Genomic DNA, 21,101 nt, shown 5'->3' with positions numbered 1-21,101 from the left:
CTCGCCTCCACATCATCTGACGGGAACTCGGCTTGAGCCTAAGGGTTCAATGCGCGAGGATACAAATCCGCACCGGAGCGCACCGATGGCCACGCCGTCCTTCTGGAAGGGCTTCCTCAAGCTCTCCCTCGTTACCTGCCCGGTGGCCATGATGCCGGCGACCACCCAGGCGGAGAAGATCCGCTTCCATACCCTCAACCGCGAAACCGGCCATCGGGTGCGCGCGCAATATGTGGACAGCGAAAGCCAGGAGCCCGTGGCCGACGACGACCAGGTGATGGGCTACGCCCGCGACGGGGAAAGCTACGTCACGTTCGAGGACGAGGAACTGGACGCGGTGGCGCTGGAAAGCACCCGCACCATCGACATCGAGACCTTCGTGCCGGAGACCTCCATCGGCTGGATCTGGTACGACACCCCCCATTATCTCTTCCCCAACGATCCGGTCGGCGAGGAGGCGTTCGCGGTGATCCGCGACGCCATGGCCGCCACGAAGACCGCCGGCATCGCCCGCCTCGTGCTCTACCGGCGCGAGCGCGCGGTGCTGGTGAAGCCGGATGGCAAGGGCATGGTGGTGTGGACGCTGCGCTACGGCAATGAGGTGCGCGATGCCGGCGAGGTGTTCGACGCGCACGAGGCTGCAAAGCCCGAGGCACCGCTGATGAAGCTGGTGCAGTCCCTGATCGCGGAGCGCTCGCAGCCCTGGAGCGCGGATCTGGTGAAGGACCCCGTCCAAGCCGAGCTGAAGAAGATCATCGCCGCCAAGAAGAAGGGCAGCGCCCGCGCGAAGCCAAAGGCGCCGGCCGAGGCGCCCAGTAATGTGGTGAACATCATGGATGCGCTGAAGCGCAGCCTGAAGGCGGAGGAAGGAAGCGGCAAGCGGCGCAAATGAGCCGCCGGCGCTCGCCCGATCAGCTGGCCTTGCGCGTCGGCCGCGGCTTTGCCTTTGCCTCTTCCGCAGCGGCAGTCCGCGTTTTGGCGGGAGCTTTCTTCGCGCCTTTGGCGCCGGACGCCTTTTTGGGCGGCGCGCCCTTGTCGCCCTCGCCCGCGCTGGCGCGCAGAGCCTCCAGCAGATTGACCACGTTGGACTTCGCCGGCGCCTTCGGGCGAGCGATCTTGCGGCCCTCGAGCTTGGCCCGCACCAGATCCACCACCGCCGCCTCGTAGCGGTCCTCGAAGGCGGTGGGATCGAAACGGCCGGCCTTGGTGGCGATGATGTGCTTGGCGAGATCCAGCATCTCGCCCTTCACCTTCAGGGCCGGCACGTGCGAAAAGGCATCGGCTGCGGCGCGGACCTCATAGTCGAAATTCAGCGTGGTCGCGATCATGCCGGCCTCGTAGGGCCGCAGCAGCACCGTGCGCACGCGGCGGAACAGCACCGTGCGCGCAAGCGCGGCCACCTTTTTTGATTCCATGCCGGCGCGGATCAGGGCGAATACCTTCGCGGCCACATCGTCCGTCGGCGCGAGATAATAGGGCCGGTCGAGATAGACGAGGTCGATGTCTCCGCACGGGATGAAGGCGGAAATATCCAGCGTCTTGTCGCTCTCCGGCACGGCGGCGGCGATCTCCTCGGGCTCCAGCACGATATAATCGCCATTGCCGGTCTCGTAGCCCTTCACCTGCTGGTCGCGATCCACCGGTTCGCCGGTCTCCTCGTCCACGAACAGGCGGTTCAGCCGGTGGCCGCTCTTGCGGCTGACCGTGTGGAACGAGACGCGCTCGGACTGGGAGACGGCCGAATAGAGCCCCACCGCGCAACTCAGCTCCGCGATCTTCAGGAAACCCTTCCAATTGGCGCGAGGCGACATGGGCAGCTCCCGTGCGACGATCCCGCTCAACGCGGCCGCGCCTTCCGCGTTCCGTGCGCCGCTCGCGAAGAGCTGCATTGACCGGCGCGCCGTGCGATTTTACTCAAGGAGCATAAGAATGGCCCGCTTCGAACGTGGCCGCAATTCGGGAGAGGGACGCGCCGCGCGCGTCATGCCGGGAGAGGTGACGTGCTCGCCCATAATCCTTGGCTCGTGGCCCTGTCGCTGCTGATTGCGGCCCAGGGCAGCTATGTGAGCCTGCTGCTGGCGGACCAGGTGGACCGCAGCACCGGCGTGCGCCGGCGCTTGGCGCTCGCGGCGGCGGCGGTGACGCTGGCGGTCAGCATCTGGTCCATGCACTTCGTCGGCATGCTGGCGGCGCAATTCCCGGTCGGCGTGGATTTCCTGGTGCTGCCGACCCTGGTCTCGTTTCTCATCTGCGTGCTGATGGTCGGCGCCGGGGTGCTGATCGTGCACACCTCCCATCCGCGCCCGCTGCGCATCGCCGGCGGGGCGCTGGCCATGGGGGCGGGGGTGATCGCGATGCATTATGTCGGCATGTCCGCCATCGACATGCCGGGCCACATGCACCATGCCCCGCGCTATGTGCTGGCGGCGGGCGTGGTGGCGGTGGCCGCAAGCGCGCTCGCTTTGTGGCAGATCGAGCGGCCGTTCGTCAGCGCCTCGCGCATGGCCTCGGCGGTGCTGCTCGGGCTCGCCATCTCCGGCATGCATTATACCGCCATGGCCGGCATGAGCGTGATGGCGGACCACGGCGCCCCGCTGTCCGCCACGATCACACCGAGCCTCTCGCACGATCTGATGGCGATGATCGTGGCGGTGGTGTCGTTCCTCATCTCCGGCGGCTTCCTGCTCTCGCTGATGCCGGAGCGCGCGCCGGTCGCCGAAGCGGGCGCCGCACTGGCCACCGCGCATCCGGCCACCGGCCACGCGGCGGATCCGCATCCGCAAGGGCAAGGGCAAGGGCAAGGGCAAGGGGACCTGCACCCGCGCGATGCCGCCTCCCATGCCCCGGCGCCTCTACCCCAGCATCCGGTCGCGGCCACCCCGGCCGAGGCAGACGCGGCCGACCTCGACGCCTTCCTGGAGGAGGCGCCCCCCGCCGCGCCGCCCTCGGCGAACGGCGCCGCCCGGCGATTCGCCCGCGAGATCGAGGTAGAGAAGGACGGCCACCGCCGCGCCCTGCCGGTAGGGGACATCGTGTTCGTGCGGGCCAACGCCCGCTACACCTATATCTCCGACGGCGCGCACGAATTCTTCTGCCAGCACACCATCGGCGAGGTGGATGGCCTGCTCGATCCATCCGCCTTCATGCGGGTCCACCGCAGCTACATCGTCGCGCTGGCGCATATCGAGGCGGTGCGGCGGGTGGGGGATGCGGGGGCGGCGGAGATCGACGCGGTCCTGCAGCGCAGCATTCCTGTTGCACGTGCGCGCTTCTCCACGCTGAAGCAGCGTGTGAGCGCCGCCAAGGCGTGAAACGGGCAACAGGCCTGCCGCACTTCATGCCGGAATGTCAGCAGCCCTGCCGCATTTCATGCACCAACCACCGCGCTTCATGACCCTGCGAAGCCGTTGATTCCTTTACTCTTGTTGCTGCGGCGCGAGAGCGGCGAGCCTCTTTGGAACAAGACCAAGTCGATTGACCTGTCTGTCCAGAGGGGAAGACGCCATGATTCCCGGTCGCTTCGAATATCACCGGCCAAAAAGCCTGCCGGAGGCGGTCGCGCTGCTGGCGCGGCTGGGCGAGGATGCCCGCCCGCTCGCCGGCGGCCACAGCCTGATCCCCATGATGAAATTGCGCATGGCGACGCCGGAGCATCTGGTGGATCTCGCCGGCATCGCCGACCTCAAGGGCATCCGCCACGAGGGCGGGCGCATCGTCATCGGCGCCATGACCACCCAGGCCGAGCTGATCGCCTCGGCCGACCTCTCCGCTGCCCTGCCGATCCTGAAAGAAACCGCACTGCTGATCGCCGATCCGCAGGTGCGCTATGTGGGCACGCTCGGCGGCAATGTCGCCAATGGCGATCCCGGCAACGACATGCCGGCGGTGATGATGGCGCTCGACGCCACCTATCAGCTGGCCGGGGAGAAGGGCCCGCGCGAGGTGGCCGCCCGCGACTTCTACCAGGGCGCCTATTTCACCGCCCTTGAGCCGGGCGAGATGCTCGCCGCAATCTCCATTCCGGTGCCGCCGCAAGGGCATGGCGCCGCCTATGAGAAGCTGAAGCGCAAAATCGGCGATTATGCCACCGCCGCCGCGGCCGTCGTGCTCACCAAGGCCGATGGACGGATCGCGACCTGCGCCATCGCGCTCACCAATGTGGGCGACACGCCCCTGCTGGCGGAAGAGGCCGCGCACATCCTCACCGGCACCAGCGCGGACCCGGCGAGCCTCGCCCGCGCCATCGCCGCCGCCGAGGCGATCACCGAACCGGCCACCGACGGGCGCGGCACGGCCGCCTACCGCACCAAGATGGCGGGAATCATGCTCCAGCGCGCCCTGGCGCGGGCCCTCGCCCGCGCCGCCGGCTGACCCCTCAACTCCGCGAGGAACCCAAAAATGGCGAAGGTTCACGTCTCCATGACGGTGAACGGCGACGCGGTCGAAGGGCTCGTCGAGCCGCGCACGCTGCTCATCCATTTCATCCGCGAAAACCTGCTGCTCACCGGCGCCCATATCGGCTGCGACACCTCCCATTGCGGCGCCTGCACGGTGGATCTCGACGGCAAGTCGGTGAAGAGCTGCACCCTGTTCGCGGTGCAGGCCGAGGGCGCGCAGATCACCACCATCGAGGGCATGGCCGCGCCCGACGGCACGCTGCACGCCCTGCAGGAAGGCTTCCGCATGATGCACGGGCTGCAATGCGGCTTCTGCACCCCCGGCATGATCCTGCGGGCGCACCGCATGCTGCTGGAGAATCCGAACCCGAGCGAAGAGGAAATCCGCTTCGGCATCGCCGGCAACATCTGCCGCTGCACGGGCTACCAGAACATCGTCAAGGCCATTCAATACGCCGCCGCCAAGATCAACGGCGTGCCGTTCCAGGAGGCTGCGGAATGAACGACCTCACACCGACCAAGGCGGAGCGCGAGGCGCGCCTCCAGGGCATGGGCTGCAAGCGCAAGCGCGTGGAGGACATCCGCTTCACGCAAGGCCGCGGCAATTATGTCGACGACATCAAGCTGCCCGGCATGCTGTTCGGCGATTTCTACCGCTCGCCCTATCCCCACGCCCGCATCAAGAAGCTCGACACCTCCCGCGCGAAAGCCCTGCCCGGCGTACGCGCGGTGCTCACCGCCGCCGATCTCAAGCCGCTGAACCTGCATTACATGCCCACCCTCGCGGGCGATGTGCAGGCCGTGTTGGCGGACGAGAAGGTGCTGTTCCAGAACCAGGAAGTCGCGTTCGTCATCGCCGACGACCGCTATATCGCCGCCGACGCCATCGAGCTGATCGACTGCGAATATGAGGAGCTTCCGGTCCTGGTGGACCCGTCCAAGGCCCTGCTGCCGGATGCGCCCATCCTGCGCGAGGACATCGTGGACAAGATGGTCGGCGCCCACGGCCCGCGCCGCCATGCGAACCACATCTTCAACTGGCAGGTGGGCGAGAAGGACGGCACGGACGAAGCCTTCGCCTCAGCCCCGGTGACGGTGAAGGAGACCTTCTATTATCACCGCACCCATCCCTCGCCCCTGGAGACCTGCCAGGCGCTCGCCTCCATGGACAAGATCAAGGGCGAGCTGACCCTCTACGGCACCTTCCAGGCGCCGCACGTCATCCGCACCGTGGTCTCGCTCATCTCCGGCCTGCCGGAACACAAGATCCACGTCATCGCGCCCGACATCGGCGGCGGCTTCGGCAACAAGGTCGGCGCCTATGCCGGCTATGTCTGTGCGGTGGTGGGCTCCATCGTGCTCGGCAAGCCGGTGAAATGGGTCGAGGACCGGATGGAGAACCTCTCCACCACCTCGTTCGCCCGCGACTATCACATGACCACGGAACTTGCCGCGACCCAGGACGGCAAGATCCTCGCCATGCGCTGCTATGTGCTGGCCGACCATGGCGCCTTCGACGCCTGCGCCGACCCGTCCAAATGGCCGGCGGGCTTCATGAACATCTGCACCGGCTCCTACGATATCCCGGTGGCGCATCTGGAGGTGGACGGCGTCTATACCAACAAGGCGTCGGGCGGGGTGGCCTATCGTTGCTCGTTCCGGGTGACGGAAGCGGTCTATGCCATCGAGCGGGCGGTGGAAGTGCTGGCGCAGAAGCTCGGCATGGATAGCGCGGACCTGCGCGTGAAGAACTTCATCCGCCGCGACCAATTCCCGTATCACGCCGCGCTCGGCTGGGAATATGATTCCGGCGACTACCATCTCGCCATGGAAAAGGCGATGAACGCGGTGGATTACCGCGGCCTGCGCGCAGAACAGGCGGCAAAGCGCGAAGCGTTCAAGCGCGGCGAGACGCGCGAGATCATGGGCATCGGCGTCTCCTTCTTCACCGAGATCGTCGGCGCCGGGCCGTCCAAGAATTGCGACATCCTCGGCATCGGCATGTTCGACAGCTGCGAGATCCGCATCCATCCCACCGGCTCGGTGATCGCCCGCATGGGCACCAAGAGCCAGGGCCAGGGGCACGAGACCACCTATGCCCAGATCCTCGCCACCGAACTGGGCATTCCCGCCGACGACATCATGATCGAGGAGGGCAACACCGACACCGCGCCCTACGGCCTCGGCACGTACGGCTCGCGCTCCACCCCCACGGCGGGGGCGGCCACCGCCATGGCCGCGCGCAAAATCCGGGCGAAGGCGCAGATGATCGCCGCACACCTCCTGGAAGTGCACCACAACGATCTGGAATGGGACGTGGACGGCTTCCAGGTGAAGGGCTTGCCGGAGAAGCGCAAGAGCATGAAGGAGATCGCCTGGGCCTCCTACAACCAGCCGATCCCCAATCTCGAACCGGGCCTGGAGGCGGTGAATTATTACGACCCGCCCAACATGACCTATCCGTTCGGCGCCTATTTCTGCGTCATGGACATCGATGTGGACACCGGCGTGTTCAAGGTCCGCCGCTTCTACGCGCTGGACGATTGCGGCACCCGCATCAACCCCATGATCATCGAGGGGCAGGTGCACGGCGGCCTCACCGAAGCCTTCGCCGTCGCGATGGGCCAGGAGATCCGCTACGACGCCATGGGCAATGTGATGGGAGCGTCCTTCATGGACTTCTTCCTGCCCACGGCGGTGGAGACGCCCCATTGGGAGACCGACTTCACCGAGACCCCCTCGCCGCATCATCCCATCGGCGCGAAGGGCGTGGGCGAGAGCCCGCATGTGGGCGGCGTGCCGTGCTTCTCCAATGCGGTGAACGACGCCTTCTCCTTCCTCGGCACCACCCATATCGACATGCCGCACGACGCCTGGCGCATGTGGGAAATGGCCGAAAAGCTCGGCCTGCATGCCCAAGCGAACGCGCCCGCCTAAATCCTCCAGGGAGGGCGCAGGGGCGCCCTCCCCTCTTTTTCAATGGCGACGCAACCATGAGCGACCGGGACATCATCGCGCAGCGCCTCGCCGAGGCCGGCTATCTCGCCGACCGCGACCTTGCGACCGCGCTCTATCTGATGGACCTGCTGCACCGGCCGCTGCTGCTGGAAGGCGCGGCCGGGGTGGGCAAGACGGCGGTGGCGCAGGCGCTCGCGCAGGTGCACGGCGCGCCGCTGATCCGCCTGCAATGCTACGAGGGGCTGGACCAGAACGCCGCCCTCTATGAATGGAACTACCAGCGCCAGATCCTCGCGCTCAAGGCCCGCGAAGGCAGCGGCGAGAGCCCGCGCGCGGTGGAGGCGGAGATCTTCTCGCAGGATTATCTGCTGGAACGCCCGCTGCTCGCGGCGATCCGCAGCATCACCCCCGCGGTTCTGCTGATCGACGAGGTGGACCGCGCGGACGAGGAATTCGAAGCCTTCCTGCTGGAGATCCTCTCCGATTTCCAGGTGACCATTCCCGAATTGGGCACGGTGACGGCGCGCTCCATTCCGCGTGTGGTGCTCACCTCCAACGGCACGCGCGAACTTTCCGACGCCCTGCGCCGCCGCTGCCTCTATCATTTCGTGGATTTCCCGGAGGTGGACCGCGAAGCGGCCATCCTGAAGGCCCGCGTGCCGGGCATCGACGCGGCGCTGGCGCTGCAGGTGGCGCGCTTCGTGCGCGACGTGCGGCGGGAAGATTTGCGCAAGGTGCCCGGCGTCGCCGAGAGCCTGGATTTCGCCGCCGCCCTCACCGGCATCGGGCTGAAGGACCTGCGGCACGACCCCGAGAGCGTCTATGACCTGCTCATCACCTTGCTGAAAACCCATGAGGACCGCTGCGCTTTGCCGCGCGAGGTGGTCTCCCGCCTGCTGGAACAGGTGGCCTGATGCACGCGCCCGCGCTCTCCCCCCGTCCCGAGCCGCCGCCGGCGGGCGCGATCGTGCGCACGCGGCTCGCGGGCTTCGTGCGGGCGCTGCGGGACAACGGCTTCGCCACCGGCTTCGCCGAGAGCGCCGACGCGCTGCGGGTGCTGGCCCAACCCGGCCTTGCGGACAAGACCCGCCTGCGCGCCGCGCTCCGTGCCCTGTTCGCCTCGCGCCGCTCGGATTGGGAGAAATTCGACGATCTGTTCGACGCCTATTGGTTCGAGAAGCATTTGCGCGCCAGCGTGCGCATGGCGGACCAGCGCCGCACGCCCTCCAATTTGCCGCCGCGCCCCGGCGCGGATGCGCCCGAGGCGGGCGGCAGCGGGCCAGTCAGCCGGGTGGACCGGGTGCCGGGCAGCGAGGCGGGAGCGGACGAAGGCGCCGAGCAGCGCCGCGCCGGGGCCTCCCGCGCCGAGCGGCTGGAGACCACCGACTTCCGCCATATCGCCGACCCACAGGAGCTGGAGCGGGCCTATGCGTTGGCCCAGCGCCTCGCCAAGGCCATGCGCGCCCGCCTCACCCGGCGCGCCCGCGCCGCCCGCACCGGCGCCCGGCTGGACCTGCGGCGCACCCTCCACCGGTCGGTCGCGCGGGGCGGCCTGCCGGTGGAGCTGGTGCACCGCCGCCGCCGCTCGAAGCCCTTGAAGCTGGTGATCCTGCTGGATGCTTCCGGCTCCATGAGCCCCTATGTGGCGGTGTTCGTGCGCTTCATCCACGGCACGCTGGACAGCTTCCGCCAGGCCGCCGCCTTCGTCTTTCACACCCGTCTCATCGACGTGACCGACGCGGTGAAGGAGAAGGACCCACAGCGCGCCATGGACCGCCTCGGCCTGATGGCCCAGGGGGTCGGCGGCGGCACGCGGATCGGCGAGAGCCTCGCCACCTTCAACCGCTGGCACGCCGCGCGCACGCTCCATTCGCGCACCGCCGTGCTGATCGTCTCGGACGGCTACGACACCGGCGAACCGGAGCTGCTGGCGCGCGAGATGGCGGCCCTGCACCGCCGCTGCCGCCGCATCGTGTGGCTCAACCCCATGATCGGCTGGCGCGATTATGCCCCGGAGGCGGCCGGCATGAAGGCGGCACTCCCGTTCGTGGACCTGTTCGCGCCGGCCCACAATCTGGAGAGCCTGGAAGCCCTCGAACCCTATCTTGCCCGGCTATGACGGGAGGAGGCGCCATGACCAGTCCCATCGACATGTTCGCGCTCATGGACGGCATGAAGCAGAAGGAGCAGCCGTTCGCCCTCGCGACCGTGGTGCGCACGGTCTCCGTCACCGCCGCCAAGGCGGGCGCGAAGGCGCTGATCTTGCCCGACGGCACGGTGCTCGCCGGCTGGATCGGCGGCGGCTGCGCGCGCGGGGCGACGCTGAAGGCGGCCCGCGAGGCCCTCGCCGACGGCCAGCCGCGCCTCGTCTCGATCCAGCCGGAGGACCTGCTGGAAGACCTCGGCGTGCACGCCGGGGAGACCCGCGAGGGGGTGCGCTACGTCTCCAACATGTGCCCCTCCAAGGGCACCATGGACATCTTCGTGGAGCCGGTGCTGCCGCGCCCGGAACTGGTGGTGATGGGGGCATCCCCCGTTGCGGTCGCGCTGGTTGCGCTGGCGCCACAGTTCGGCTTCAGCGTCACCGCCGCCGCGCCGGCGGCGGACCATGGGAAATTCACCGGCGCCGACCGCATGGCGGAAGGCTTTGCGCCGCCGGCGGCCAGTGGGCCGCGCTTCGTCGTGGTCTCCACCCAGGGTGCCGGTGATCTTGCCGCGCTCACCGCCGCGCTCGGCCTGGAGGCGCGCCACGTGGCGTTCGTCGGCTCGCGCCGCAAGGCGCAGACGCTCAGCGAGAAATTGCGCGAAGCCGGCGTGCCCCAGGCCCGGCTCGATGCGCTGAAAGCCCCGGCGGGCCTCGATCTCGGCGCCATCACGCCGGAGGAGATCGCGCTCTCCATCCTTGCCGAACTGGTGCTCGTGCGCAGGCGCGACCAGCGCGGCGCCGTTTCTTAGAAAAAGAGAGATCATCGCCATGGACATGAGCGGCTCACAGCGCATCGAAGCCAGCCCGGCGGCCGTCTGGGCGGCGCTGAACGACCCCGAGGTGCTGAAGCAATGCATCCCCGGCTGCGAGAGCATCGCCAAGACCTCCGACACGCAGATGGAGGCAGTGGTGGTGCTGCGCGTGGGGCCGGTGAAGGCCTCGTTCAAGGGCGCCGTCACCTTGTCGGACATCGTGCCCGAACAGGGCTACACCATCACCGGCGAAGGCTCTGGCGGGCTCGCCGGCTATGCCAAGGGCTCGGCCAAGGTGCGCCTGGAGCCGCAGGACGACGCCACGCTGCTGCATTACGAGGTGAGCGCGGATGTGGGCGGCAAGCTCGCCCAGCTCGGCGCGCGGCTGATCGATGCGACGGCAAAGAAGCTGGCCGGCGAATTCTTCACCAATTTCGGGGCGACCGTCGCCCCGCCGGCAGCCGCAGAACCCGGGCCGGAACCGGAGGCGGATGCGCCCGCGGAGGGTGGCGAGAAGGCTGCGAAAGGCTGGCTCGGCGGCCTGTTCGGAAAGGCGACGGCGGGGGCGCTGGTGGCAGGGTTTTTGCTCGTGCCGCCCTGCTGCCTGAACGGCACGCACGCCCATGCGGCCGGAGACTTCGCCTTCCCCATCTGCCACGGCAAGGGGTGACGCGCTCTTAAAATTATCCGGGTGTTATTGTCAAATAATATCACCCGGATATAATCTCCTCCAACGGCGCACGCGTCGATGGAGGAGCATGGCATGAAGAGCGAGGCACGGAAGGCGGCTGTCGCCGCTTACAAGGAGCGCAAGGTCGCGGCCGGCATCTATGCCGTGCGCTGCCAGCCGACGGGCCAATACTGGCTCGGCCGGGCGCCGGATCTCTCCACGATACAGAATCGCATCTGGTTCAGCCTGCGCCAGGGCGGCCATCCCAGCCGCGCGCTCCAAGCCGCCTGGAACACCCACGGCGCCGAAGCCTTCACCTTTGCGCAGATCGAGCGGCTCGACGTCGAAGAAAGCGCGTATGTGCGCGACGCGCTGCTGAAGGAGCGACTCCACCATTGGCGCGCGCAGCTTCGCGCCGATCTCCTGTGAATTCCAAATTTGGTCCGCGCGCTGCCCGCAATGCCGCAGAGGCATGTGGCACTTCACGCGTTTTCGTCCCGCGCGGCCGGCAAAAGTGCCCTGATCGGCGGTTCAAAGGTTGACTCCCCCGCCATTTCAGCCACGATCTGAACACTGAATTCCGAATTCAGTTAAGGCTCGCCAAAGCCGAAATGAAAAACATTGCCGGGAGAAACCTTATGATCGCATCACGCCTCGTGATCGCAGCCCTATGTGCCGCCGTGGCCGGCCCAGCCTTGAGCCAGACCCTGCCTCCTCTCAAGATCGGCGTGCTCAACGACCGCACCGGAATCTATGCCGATTTCGCCGGTCAGGGCTCGGTCGTCGGCGCCCAGATGGCGGTGGAGGATTTCCAGAAGACCCACCCGGGTCTCAAGGTGGAGATCGTCTCAGCCGACCACCAGAACAAGGCCGACGTAGGCTCCGCCATTGCGCGCAAATGGTATGACGAGGAAGGCGTGGACATGATCGTCGACGTGCCGAATTCGGCCGTCGCGCTCGCGGTCAACGAGGTTTCGCGCGAGAAGAACAAGGTGCTCATCGTCTCGGGCGGCGGCACGTCCGACCTCACCGGGCCGAAATGCGCGCCCAATACCATTCACTGGACGTTCGACACCTGGTCGCTCGCCCACGGCACCGGCAGCGCCATGGTGAAACGCGGCGGCGACACTTGGTTCTTCATCACCGCGGACTATGCCTTCGGGCACGCGCTGGAGCGCGACACCTCGAAGGTGGTGACGGAATCCGGTGGCAAGGTGCTCGGCAGCGCCCGCGCGCCCATGGGCGGGTCGGATTTCAGCTCCTTCCTGCTCCAGGCGCAAAGCTCCAAGGCCAAGGTCATCGGCCTCGCCAATGCGGCGGCGGACACCACCAACACCATCAAGCAGGCTTCCGAATTCGGCATCACCCAGGGCGGCCAGAAGCTCGCCGGCCTCCTGATCTTCCTTACCGACGTGCATTCGCTCGGCCTCAAGGTGGCGCAGGGCCTGGTGCTGACCGAAGCCTTCTATTGGGACCAGAACGACGGCACCCGCGCCTTTTCCAAGCGCTTCGGCGAGCGCATGGGCGGCGCCATGCCGACCATGGTGCATGCCGGCGTCTATTCCGCCGTCACCCATTATCTGAAGGCGGTCGAGGCTGCGAAATCCAAGGAGTCCGGCAAGGTGGTGGCGCAGATGAAGGCGATCCCCACCGACGATCCGCTGTTCGGCAAGGGCGAGGTCCGCGCCGACGGCCGCCACATCCACAATATGTATCTGTTCGAGGTGAAGACCCCGGCTGAATCCAAGGGCGAGTGGGACATCTACAAGACCCTCGCCACCATCCCCGCCGCCGAGGCCTTCCGTCCCCTCAACGAAGGCAATTGCCCGCTCGTGAAGAGCTGAGCGCCGCGCAAGAAACCCCTGCGAGAGAGCCCCTTCCCGTCTCGGGAGGGGGCTTATTGAATTCAAAGCCCGAGGCGCCGGGCCTAGACCGAGCCGCCGAGACGCCGCGCGCCGCCGAGCGGACAAGCGGAGCGCTCGCCCTCCTGCAGGATGAAGGCGCTCACCTGGGTCGGCTCCTTGAGCTTCACATGCCCGCGCCAGCCCACTTCCTGGCGCGTCACCACAGGAATTGCCGCCGGAATATCGGGCCTTGGGCCATCGGTGAGGCCATAGCCCACGATGGTTCCGGCGGCATCGACCAGGACGATTTTCTCGGGCGCCGCGGCGCGCGCCGGATCCCAGGCCCAGCCCCTCACCCGGAAAGCCGCCTCCGACGAATGATCCGGCACCGCCTGCGCGGCCTCGAACGCACCGAGGCAGGACGAGGCGGGCGCGATCGTGGCGTGCGCCGCGAGCGGCGTTCCCATCCAGCCTGCCCACGGGGTGGCGAACAGCGCGAGACGTTGCCGGCGCAGGATATCCGCTCGCGCGGCGACCACGTTCGGATCGAGGAAGATCTTGCCGAATTCCACATCGTCCCGCACGTTCGAGAGCAGGGCCGTCGCGGCGCCGTTGCGCGTGACGCGCATGGCCTGGACCACATCGTCCACATAGCGGGCGTAGCCGGCCATGAGCACAAGCGCGCAGACCGCCGAAGCCGGCGCGGCGAGCCGGAACCGCTCGGGAAGCAGGCTCCACCACAGGAACGTCAGCGCGAGCCAGAAGATCAGGCTCGGCGTCAGGTAGCGGCTGGCGAGCGCCTGGCCCACGCCGAACGTCAGACGCCCGAGCGAGGTCAAGGCGGCAGAGGCGGCGATGAACAGGATGATATGGAGCAGCACCAGCCGCGCGGGGGTCGCATAGGACGGGCGGGCGAGCAGCACGGCGCCCGCGCCAACGCCCAGGCCGACGCCGATGCCGCCCATCACGATGGCGATCAGGTGGCGATGGCCCTGGACGGCGGCGATCTGCACCCGCAGAAGCTCTTCCAGCGGCTGGCCCAGATAGGCGAGCGTGTAGCGCAGCGATTTCAGCGGCTTGAGCAGCGCCGCCAGGGGCGTCAGATCGGGATCGGGCGAGCGATAGCCGAAGAGATAGAGCCCGATCAGCGCCGCCGCCACGCCCGCCAGCACGGCGATCTCGCGCCGGGGCCGGCCCAGCCAGACGGCCAGCGGCAGAAGGAGGACGCAGGCGAGAACGCCATTGGACATGGACCCCACGGCCAGGGCCGCGCACAGCGAGGCGGCGCCGACCCCCGCCCATCCCCGCACGGCGGCGATGGACGCGAACGCGAGTGTTCCCGCAAGAAAAACCGCGAAAAACTGCGTTTGAAAACTATAGAGGAAATTTTCCCACTGCCCGGCCCAGAACATATATCCAAGCGCGATCGCGCCCGCCAGGACGACATTGACGGCTCCGCGCACCCCGGCCCAATAGACGATGGCCGTAAACGCGGCCGCCTGGGCCAATTGCATCGCGATGCTTACGCTATAATTGACGACGTAGATTCCATTCGAAAGGAGGTAATCGAGAATGGAAATAAGCCTGAAAACGACGATGCGATGCTCATTATGCTGGCTGAAGAGATGCTCGATACAATCATCGAGGGAAATAACCGCCCATTGGTCCATGAAGGGAAGCGGGAGATAAGCATCGTACATGGCCCGCAAGGTGGTTAGCACCACCATTGGCGCACAGATGAGCGCGACCAGCGTTAGAAAATAGGGAAAAACACGATCAACCGGGACCCCGCTCGCGCCGGATAATAATGTCATGTCTTTGGACGGCATTTATCCCCCGATAATGTCGCTCAGTCGTAATATTGCGTGAGTCCCGTCCCGCTTTGTAGGTCTCGATCGCGCCGCACAAGCCAGACTTATTCCGGCGGCCGAGGTGATGCAACGCCTCGCCGGGCCGCGCGCCCTCTCTATTTCTCATTTGTGCGGATTATGCCGGGGGCGCCCGTCCCGTTGTGGGACGACGGCGTTCCATGCGCGAACATGCGGGGAACGGATCGGGCGCGAATCGCTGCGGCGCAGGCGATCGCGCTTTGTTCGCCCATATGGGTTCACGACGGACGCGCCGGGAGAAGAGGCGCGGGAGGCGCTTCAGTCCAGCGCGGTGCCGGCCGCAAGGCTCAGGGAGCGGTCAAAGCGCGGTTCGGGGCGTGCGGCGTCGCGATTGGCCGCGCGGGCAAGCAAAGCGAGAAGATCGCCAAGCCGGTTGAGATAGGCGATGCCGGCACTGCCCGGCGCGGGCGGATCGATCTCGGCCTGCGAAACCAGCCGCCGCTCGGCCCGCCGGCAGACCGCGCGGGCAACGGCGGCGTGGGCCGCCGGCAGGGAGCCGCCGGGCAGCAGCGTCGCGGCCACCACCGGGAGGTCCGCTTCCAGGCGCCCGATGAGGCCGTCGAGCCGGCGCACATAGGCGGCCGACAATTGCGGCGCGCCGGGTGCCGCCACCTGCTGGAGCAGTTCGTGCACATCGTTCTGCGCGATCGCGAGCGCCTGCCCGGCATCGCCGGAAGCGCCGCCCTCGGCCAGCACGGCGAGCCAGCCGGCGAGCTCCTCCACCGCGCCGATCAGCTCGACGGTCGGGCTGTCCTTCTCCACGCGCGCGCCGGTGGCGAGGCGGGTGATGCCGCCATCGCCGGCGGAGGTGGTCCAGTTCGCAAGGCTGCTCATTCGGTCCTCCCTCGGCTTGCGCCAAGACGGCCGCCCTGTGCCGGGCGGTCCGCCGTGCTGGGTCGGGGCGTCCTGTGGTCAGGACTTCGCCCGTCAGGCGTCCTGCTTCACCGCCAGGGCCGCGCGCATCGCGGTCTGGCTGGCGAGGAAGTCGGCCGTGTACTCGCAATAGGTGCCGATGATCCACGGGATCATGGCGCGCTTCCGGTCGTCCATGGGCGAGATCTTGCGGGCGGGCGTGCCGCCCCAAAGCCAGCCGCTTTCCAGAACCTGCCCCGGCTCGGTGCGCGCGCCCGCGGCCAGCAGCACGTCCGGCTCGAACACCGTGCCCGCCGCCACATGGCTGCCCATGCCCACCAGAACCCCGGTGCCGATGGTGCAGTTCTCCAGCATCACATTGTGGCCGATGACGGCATCGGCGGCCATGACGAACGGCCCGTTCACGCAGCGGATGATGGTGTTGTCCTGGATGTTGGAATTGGCGCCGAGCACGATCTCGCTGTCACCGGCATCCAGCTCACACGAGAACAGCACGCTGGAGCGCGCGCCCGCGCGGAACGTTCCCGCCACGGTGGAAGTGGCGGCGATGAACGTGGTGGGGTCGATATCGAGCCGCGCCGGGGCCCGGGCGGGCGCCAGGACCTCATCCGGCACCGCCCGCAGGCGGGCCGCGCGCCGCGCGATCTCGCCCGGCTCCACGGGCCGCACGGGCTTTGCGGGAATGCCGGCATAGACCATGCCCGCCTCCAGCTTGGAGCGCGGGAAGGCCACCGAGCCGGCCTCCACGATCACGCCGCTTTCCACCACCGAGCCGTCGAGGATGACGGCATCCTCCTCGATCACGCAATCGTCGCCCACCGTGCAGGCGTGCACCACGCCGTTGCGGCCCACGGTGACGCGGTCGCCGACGATGGCGGGATACAATTCATGGGCGATATGCACCGTGCCGCGATCGCCGATGAAGAAATCGGCGCCGATCTCCACCACATGCCCGTCCGCCCGCAGCAGCGCGAGCGCGCCGATGGAAGCGCGCGGGCCGAGCGTCACCCGGCCGATGACGGCGGAGCGTTCGCCCGCGTGCCGCAGGTCCGGCATCACCGGCCGAATGCCGTGATAGGGAAGGATGAAGGGCGGTGGGGACAGGACATCGTTCATGCGGCACTCCCGAGCTGGCGATTCTGCAGGCGATCCGCCAAAGCCACGGCATCATGGGCCATGGCCTTGAGTTCGTCCTGCGCCAGCCGTGCGGCCACTTGCCCGCAGAAGGGTTCGAACTCGGTGAGATCGCCGGCCCCCAGCATCCGCGCGAAAAAATAGCGACGCAAGGCCAGCCGCTCATGGCCGCACGCGACACTATGCGCCAGAAGCAGGCGGGCGGCCGCCGCATCCCCGCCGCGCGCCCGCTGGCGCGCGGTCTTCACGTCGTCCCGCTTCAGCCGCATGGTCAGAAGACCGGGGTTTCGCGATACACGCCCCACACGGTTTTCAGCTTCTCCACGATATCGCCCATGGTGGCGCCTTCGCGCACCAGGTCGATGGTGATCGGCATGATGTTCTGCGTGTCGTCCTTGGCCACTTCCACCAAGCGCTCCAGCAAGGTGTTGACCTTCACATTGTCGCGCTCGCGGCGGATGCGCTGGGTGCGCGAGACCTGCCGCTCGGCCGTGGTGTGGTCGTAGGGATGGGTCTCGATATCGTGGACCTCTTCCTTCTCCACCAGGGTGTTGACGCCGATCACCGGCTTCTCGCCCGATTGCTTGCGCAAGGCGGTCTCATAGGCGAAATCGGCGACGCGCTTCTGGAACCAGCCTTCCTGGATCAGCTTGATGGTGCCGCCGCGCTCGTCCACCTCGGCGATGATGTCCATGATGCGCTTTTCATATTCGGTGGTCAGCGCCTCCACGTAATAGGAGCCGCCGAGCGGGTCGATCACCTGGGTGACGTTGCTCTCCTCCGCGATCACCTGTTGGGTGCGCAGCGCCATGCGCATGGCTTCCTCGGTGGGGATGGCGAACGCCTCGTCGAAGCCGTTGGTGTGCAGCGACTGGCAGCCGCCGAGCACCGCCGAGAGCGCCTGCAGCGCGGTGCGCACCACGTTGACCATATATTGCGGCTTGGTGAGCGAGGCCGCGGCGGTCTGGCAATGGAAGCGCAGGCGCATGCTCTCGGGGTTCTTGGCGCCGAACCGCTCCTTCATGATCTTGGCGTAGCAGCGCCGCACGGCGCGGAACTTCGCCACTTCCTCGAAGAAATCGGCCTGGCAGACGAAGAAGAAGGCGAGGCGCGGGGCGAACTCGTCCACATGCATGCCGGTCTTCGTCACCTCTTCCACATAGACGATGAGGTTGGCGAGGGTGAAGGCCACTTCGTCCACCGGCGAGGAGCCGGCTTCCGAGATATGGTAGCCCGAGATGTTGATCGGGTTGTAGCGCTTCATGGTCTTGGCGCAATGCGTGATGCAATCGCGCACGATGCGGACCGACGGCGCGATGGGATAGATATATTCCTTCTGCGCCATGTATTCTTTCAGGATATCCGCCTGGATGGTTCCCGAAAGCTTGTTGAGATCGTAGCCGCGCTTTTCCGCCAGCACGATGTACATGGCGAGCAGGATCCAGGCGGAGGGATTGATCGTCATGGAGACCGAGATCTTCTCCAGGTCGATGCCCTCGAACAGGGCTTCCATGTCCTCCAGCGTGTCGATGGCGACGCCCTCGCGCCCCACCTCGCCCTCGCTCATGGGATGGTCGCTGTCGTAACCCATGAGGGTCGGCATATCGAAGTCGGTCGAGATGCCGGTCTGCCCCTGGGCGATCAGGTATTTGAACCGCTTGTTGGTATCCTCGCCGGTGCCGAAGCCGGCGATCTGGCGCATGGTCCAGTTGCGCGAACGGTACATGGTGGGATAGGGGCCGCGCGTGAAGGGATAGCGGCCCGGCAGGCCGATGTCCTCAGGCGGCGTCTCGGCCAGGTCGGCGGCGGTATAGGTGCGCTTCACCGGGAAATCGCCGAGGGTGAAGAATTGCTCCTTGCGCTCGGCCTGCTTCTTCAGGAAGGCGGCGACTTCGTTTTCTTCCCAGTCGCGCACGTCATCGCTGAGCTTGGCGAGGGTGCGGGTCTCAAGCATGCTCATCTGCGAGTTCCTTCTGGGCGGACGAGAGCAGCATCTCGTTGGCAAGGGTGTAGGGATCGCTCTCGCGGCGCTGGAGGCGCGCGGAGAGCTTCGGGGCCAGGCGCTCCGCCGCATGGGTGAAGCGCTCGATGAGGAGATTTTCTGCCGTCTTCACCAGGCGGAAGCGGGCGATGCGGGTGAGCCGGGCGGCTCCCGTCTCGGTTTCGAAGGCGACGCGGCGATGGGCGTTGATCTTGGCGAGCAATTGCTCGAACCCCTCCCCGCTGATGGCGGACACGCCCACCACCGGCACCGCCCATTCCCCCCGTTCGGAGGTGAGGGCGCCGAGGGTGAGCATGCTCTTAAGGTCGGTCAGCGTGCGGTTCGCGTCTGAGCGGTCGCATTTGGAGACGACGTGGATATCCGCGATCTCCAAGATCCCCGCCTTGATGGCCTGGATCTCATCGCCGAGGCCGGGGGCGGAGACCACCACCGTGGTGTGGGAGGCGCGGGCGATCTCCACCTCGTCCTGCCCCACGCCCACGGTCTCGATAATCACCGTGTCGAAGCCGCCGACATCGAGGATGTCCACCGCGTCCAAAGCCGCGCGGGCCATGCCGCCCATGGCGCCGCGGGTCGCCATGGAGCGGATATAGATGCCGGGATCGGTGGCAAGCTCGGTCATGCGCACCCGGTCGCCGAGGATCGAGCCGCCGGAGAACGGGCTGGAAGGGTCCACCGCGACGATGCCCACCTTCAGCCCCTGCTCGCGCAGCTGCTTGGCGAAATGGGCGACCAGGGTGGACTTGCCCGAGCCAGGCACGCCGGTGATGCCGATCACATGGGCCTTGCCGGCCCGGCGATAGACGGTGGCGAGCGCCTCGCGCGCTTCCGGCGTGCCGGATTCCGCGCGCGAGATGAGGCGGCCGATGGCGCCCATCTCGCCGGCTTCCACGCGGGGGATCAGCTCCAGCGAGGGAACGTAGCGGCCCATCAGGCACCCCCCGCTTTGAGCTGGGCATGCATGTCGCGGAACACGGCGCGATCATCCACCACGCGGCGGGCCTTGAAGTCCGTGCGCGGCAAGGTGCCGCCTTCCACGATCTCCACCACCGCGCGCAGGCCCAGCAGCTTCTGCATGGATTTGGCGATGTCGCTGCGGAATTTCTCCACATGGTCGCGGCCGAGGCCGAGGGTCACGGCGTCCGCCTCCACCCGCAGCACCAATTCGTCCATGGCAGCTTCGCGGGTGATGACGATCTGGTGCTCGCCGCCATAGCCGGCGGTCTGGTTAAGCACGGAATCGATCTCGCTCGGATAGACGTTCTCGCCGCGGATGGTGAACATGTCGTCGATGCGCCCGAAGATGCCGAGCGGCAGGCGCGGATAGGTGCGCCCGCAGGGGCCGGGCTCGTCGGTCCACAGCGTCAGATCCCCCGAGGCGAGGCGGATCATGGGCTGGGAGGTGCGCTCGAGATGAGTGTAGACCGGCGTCCCCCGCTCGCCATAAGGCACGCGGCGGAAGGTGCGCGGGTCGCATACCTGGGTGTAGACCACATCCTGCCAGCACAGCATGCCGGGGGTCTCAGCGGAGCCGCCCACATGCATCCAGGGCGTCATCTCGGCCATGGAGCCGCTGTCGAACACCTTGGCGCCGTAGAGATCCTCGATGCGGTCGCGCACGCCGGGAATGGACGCGCCGGGCTCGCCGGAGAAGAACATTACGCGCAGCCCGAAGTCGCGCGGATTGAGCCCTTCCTTGATGGCGGTTTCCGCCAGATGCAGGGCATAGGTGGGGGTGCCGTAGAAGCCGGCCGGCTTCATGGCGGCGAGCCATTGGGCACAGCGCACGCTCATGCCCGGCGCGCCGGCGCCGAACGGAAACGCCTTGGCGCCGAGCCGCTCCGCGCCGGCCAGCGCGCCCCATGAGCCCATGTACAGGCTGAAGATGGCGGCGACGCACACCATGTCGCCGGGGCGCAGGCCCATGGCCCACATGATGCGGGCATGGGCATTGGCGATGGCGCGCCAGTCGTTGCGGCCGATGGCGAAGGCGGTGGGCCGCCCGGTGGTGCCGGAGGTGCCGTGCACGTGGAACACCTCGGCGTCCGGCACGCACAGATAATCGCCGAAGGGCGGGTGCGCCGCCTGGCTGGCGCGCAGGTCGGCCTTGGTGACGACCGGCACCTTGTCCTCGAAATCCTCGAGCGACTTCAGATGCGAGGGATGGAAGCCGGCGGCATCCCATTTGCGCCGGTAGAACGGCGCGGTCTCATAGGCATAGGCGCAAAGCTGCTGCAGGCGGGCGAGGATCGCCGCGTCGCGGTCCGCGGGATGCATGGTTTCGCGCTTTGGAAACCAATAGCGCGCATCCGACGGCGGCAGATAGGTTTCGTCATAGCGCGGCGGGAAGGACCAGTCTTCCATGGGGCCCTCCGG

19 protein-coding genes are annotated in these 21,101 nt (G+C 67.3%); 11 read left to right on the top strand and 8 right to left on the bottom strand.

Features of this window, described 5'->3' with window-relative positions:
- Positions 1–85 precede the first annotated feature (85 nt).
- The gene (gene ku / locus V5F68_RS00705) at positions 86–892 is read left to right on the top strand and encodes a non-homologous end joining protein Ku (protein WP_394012656.1); all 807 of its coding nucleotides are present in this window, start codon (positions 86–88) and stop codon (positions 890–892) included.
- Between the two features lie 19 nt (positions 893–911).
- Here the strand turns inward: ku (V5F68_RS00705) and ku (V5F68_RS00700) are convergent, their stop codons facing one another.
- Positions 912–1,811 carry a non-homologous end joining protein Ku gene (ku, locus tag V5F68_RS00700; RefSeq protein WP_394012657.1) on the bottom strand — a complete coding sequence of 300 codons (900 nt, stop codon included), beginning with the start codon at positions 1,809–1,811 and terminating at the stop codon, positions 912–914.
- Positions 1,812–2,000: 189 nt separating this feature from the next.
- Between ku (V5F68_RS00700) and V5F68_RS00695 the strand changes: the two genes are divergently transcribed.
- The 10 genes from V5F68_RS00695 (at position 2,001) to V5F68_RS00650 (ending at position 12,827) form a co-directional block, all read left to right on the top strand.
- Positions 2,001–3,311 (top strand): MHYT domain-containing protein, encoded by a 1,311-nt coding sequence (locus V5F68_RS00695; RefSeq protein WP_394012658.1) that lies wholly within the window; start codon positions 2,001–2,003, stop codon positions 3,309–3,311.
- A gap of 193 nt (positions 3,312–3,504) precedes the next feature.
- Positions 3,505–4,371: an FAD binding domain-containing protein gene (locus tag V5F68_RS00690; RefSeq protein ID WP_394012659.1), complete on the top strand. Its 867-nt coding sequence runs from the start codon at positions 3,505–3,507 to the stop codon at positions 4,369–4,371.
- Between the two features lie 27 nt (positions 4,372–4,398).
- Positions 4,399–4,899 (top strand): 2Fe-2S iron-sulfur cluster-binding protein, encoded by a 501-nt coding sequence (locus tag V5F68_RS00685; protein ID WP_394012660.1) that lies wholly within the window; start codon positions 4,399–4,401, stop codon positions 4,897–4,899.
- A complete protein-coding gene (locus tag V5F68_RS00680; protein WP_394012661.1) occupies positions 4,896–7,334 on the top strand; it encodes an aerobic carbon-monoxide dehydrogenase large subunit in 2,439 nt (812 codons plus the stop codon). The genes V5F68_RS00685 and V5F68_RS00680 overlap by 4 nt, the downstream gene beginning before the upstream one ends.
- 56 nt (positions 7,335–7,390) lie before the next feature.
- Positions 7,391–8,269: an AAA family ATPase gene (locus V5F68_RS00675; protein ID WP_394012662.1), complete on the top strand. Its 879-nt coding sequence runs from the start codon at positions 7,391–7,393 to the stop codon at positions 8,267–8,269.
- Positions 8,269–9,474: a vWA domain-containing protein gene (locus tag V5F68_RS00670; RefSeq protein ID WP_394012663.1), complete on the top strand. Its 1,206-nt coding sequence runs from the start codon at positions 8,269–8,271 to the stop codon at positions 9,472–9,474. Before V5F68_RS00675 ends, V5F68_RS00670 begins: the two co-directional genes overlap by 1 nt.
- 14 nt (positions 9,475–9,488) lie before the next feature.
- Positions 9,489–10,310, top strand: coding sequence for an XdhC family protein (locus V5F68_RS00665; protein ID WP_394012664.1), 822 nt, complete (start codon positions 9,489–9,491; stop codon positions 10,308–10,310).
- A gap of 19 nt (positions 10,311–10,329) precedes the next feature.
- Complete coding sequence (locus tag V5F68_RS00660) at positions 10,330–10,983, top strand: SRPBCC family protein (RefSeq protein WP_394012665.1); 654 nt, start codon at positions 10,330–10,332, stop codon at positions 10,981–10,983.
- Between the two features lie 93 nt (positions 10,984–11,076).
- Positions 11,077–11,412, top strand: coding sequence for a GIY-YIG nuclease family protein (locus V5F68_RS00655; protein WP_394012666.1), 336 nt, complete (start codon positions 11,077–11,079; stop codon positions 11,410–11,412).
- A 209-nt stretch (positions 11,413–11,621) separates the two neighbouring features.
- Positions 11,622–12,827: an ABC transporter substrate-binding protein gene (locus tag V5F68_RS00650; RefSeq protein ID WP_394012667.1), complete on the top strand. Its 1,206-nt coding sequence runs from the start codon at positions 11,622–11,624 to the stop codon at positions 12,825–12,827.
- Positions 12,828–12,910: 83 nt separating this feature from the next.
- On the opposite strand, the gene V5F68_RS00645 is transcribed toward V5F68_RS00650, so the two are convergent.
- The 7 genes from V5F68_RS00645 to V5F68_RS00615 form a co-directional block, all read right to left on the bottom strand.
- Entirely contained in the window at positions 12,911–14,656 is a 1,746-nt protein-coding gene (locus V5F68_RS00645) for a hypothetical protein (RefSeq protein ID WP_509274620.1), read from the bottom strand.
- Positions 14,657–14,974: 318 nt separating this feature from the next.
- On the bottom strand, positions 14,975–15,550 hold the full coding sequence (locus V5F68_RS00640; RefSeq protein WP_348847539.1) for a cob(I)yrinic acid a,c-diamide adenosyltransferase: 576 nt from the start codon (positions 15,548–15,550) through the stop codon (positions 14,975–14,977).
- A gap of 93 nt (positions 15,551–15,643) precedes the next feature.
- Entirely contained in the window at positions 15,644–16,705 is a 1,062-nt protein-coding gene (locus tag V5F68_RS00635; protein WP_394012669.1) for a gamma carbonic anhydrase family protein, read from the bottom strand.
- On the bottom strand, positions 16,702–16,992 hold the full coding sequence (locus V5F68_RS00630) for a hypothetical protein (RefSeq protein ID WP_348847542.1): 291 nt from the start codon (positions 16,990–16,992) through the stop codon (positions 16,702–16,704). The genes V5F68_RS00635 and V5F68_RS00630 overlap by 4 nt, the downstream gene beginning before the upstream one ends.
- 2 nt (positions 16,993–16,994) lie before the next feature.
- Entirely contained in the window at positions 16,995–18,683 is a 1,689-nt protein-coding gene (locus tag V5F68_RS00625) for a methylmalonyl-CoA mutase family protein (protein ID WP_394012670.1), read from the bottom strand.
- A complete protein-coding gene (gene meaB, locus V5F68_RS00620) occupies positions 18,670–19,656 on the bottom strand; it encodes a methylmalonyl Co-A mutase-associated GTPase MeaB (RefSeq protein WP_394012671.1) in 987 nt (328 codons plus the stop codon). The genes V5F68_RS00625 and meaB overlap by 14 nt, the downstream gene beginning before the upstream one ends.
- Positions 19,656–21,089, bottom strand: a complete 1,434-nt coding sequence (locus V5F68_RS00615) for a phenylacetate--CoA ligase family protein (RefSeq protein WP_394012672.1) — start codon at positions 21,087–21,089, stop codon at positions 19,656–19,658. The genes meaB and V5F68_RS00615 overlap by 1 nt, the downstream gene beginning before the upstream one ends.
- Between the last annotated feature and the right edge of the window lie 12 nt (positions 21,090–21,101).

It is taken from the genome of Roseixanthobacter pseudopolyaromaticivorans (genome assembly GCF_043195145.2).
Taxonomy (GTDB): Bacteria; Pseudomonadota; Alphaproteobacteria; order Rhizobiales; family Xanthobacteraceae; genus NCEH01.
The sequence above is the reverse complement of the archived record's forward strand: the minus strand, read 5'-3'. Positions and strand labels throughout refer to the sequence as shown.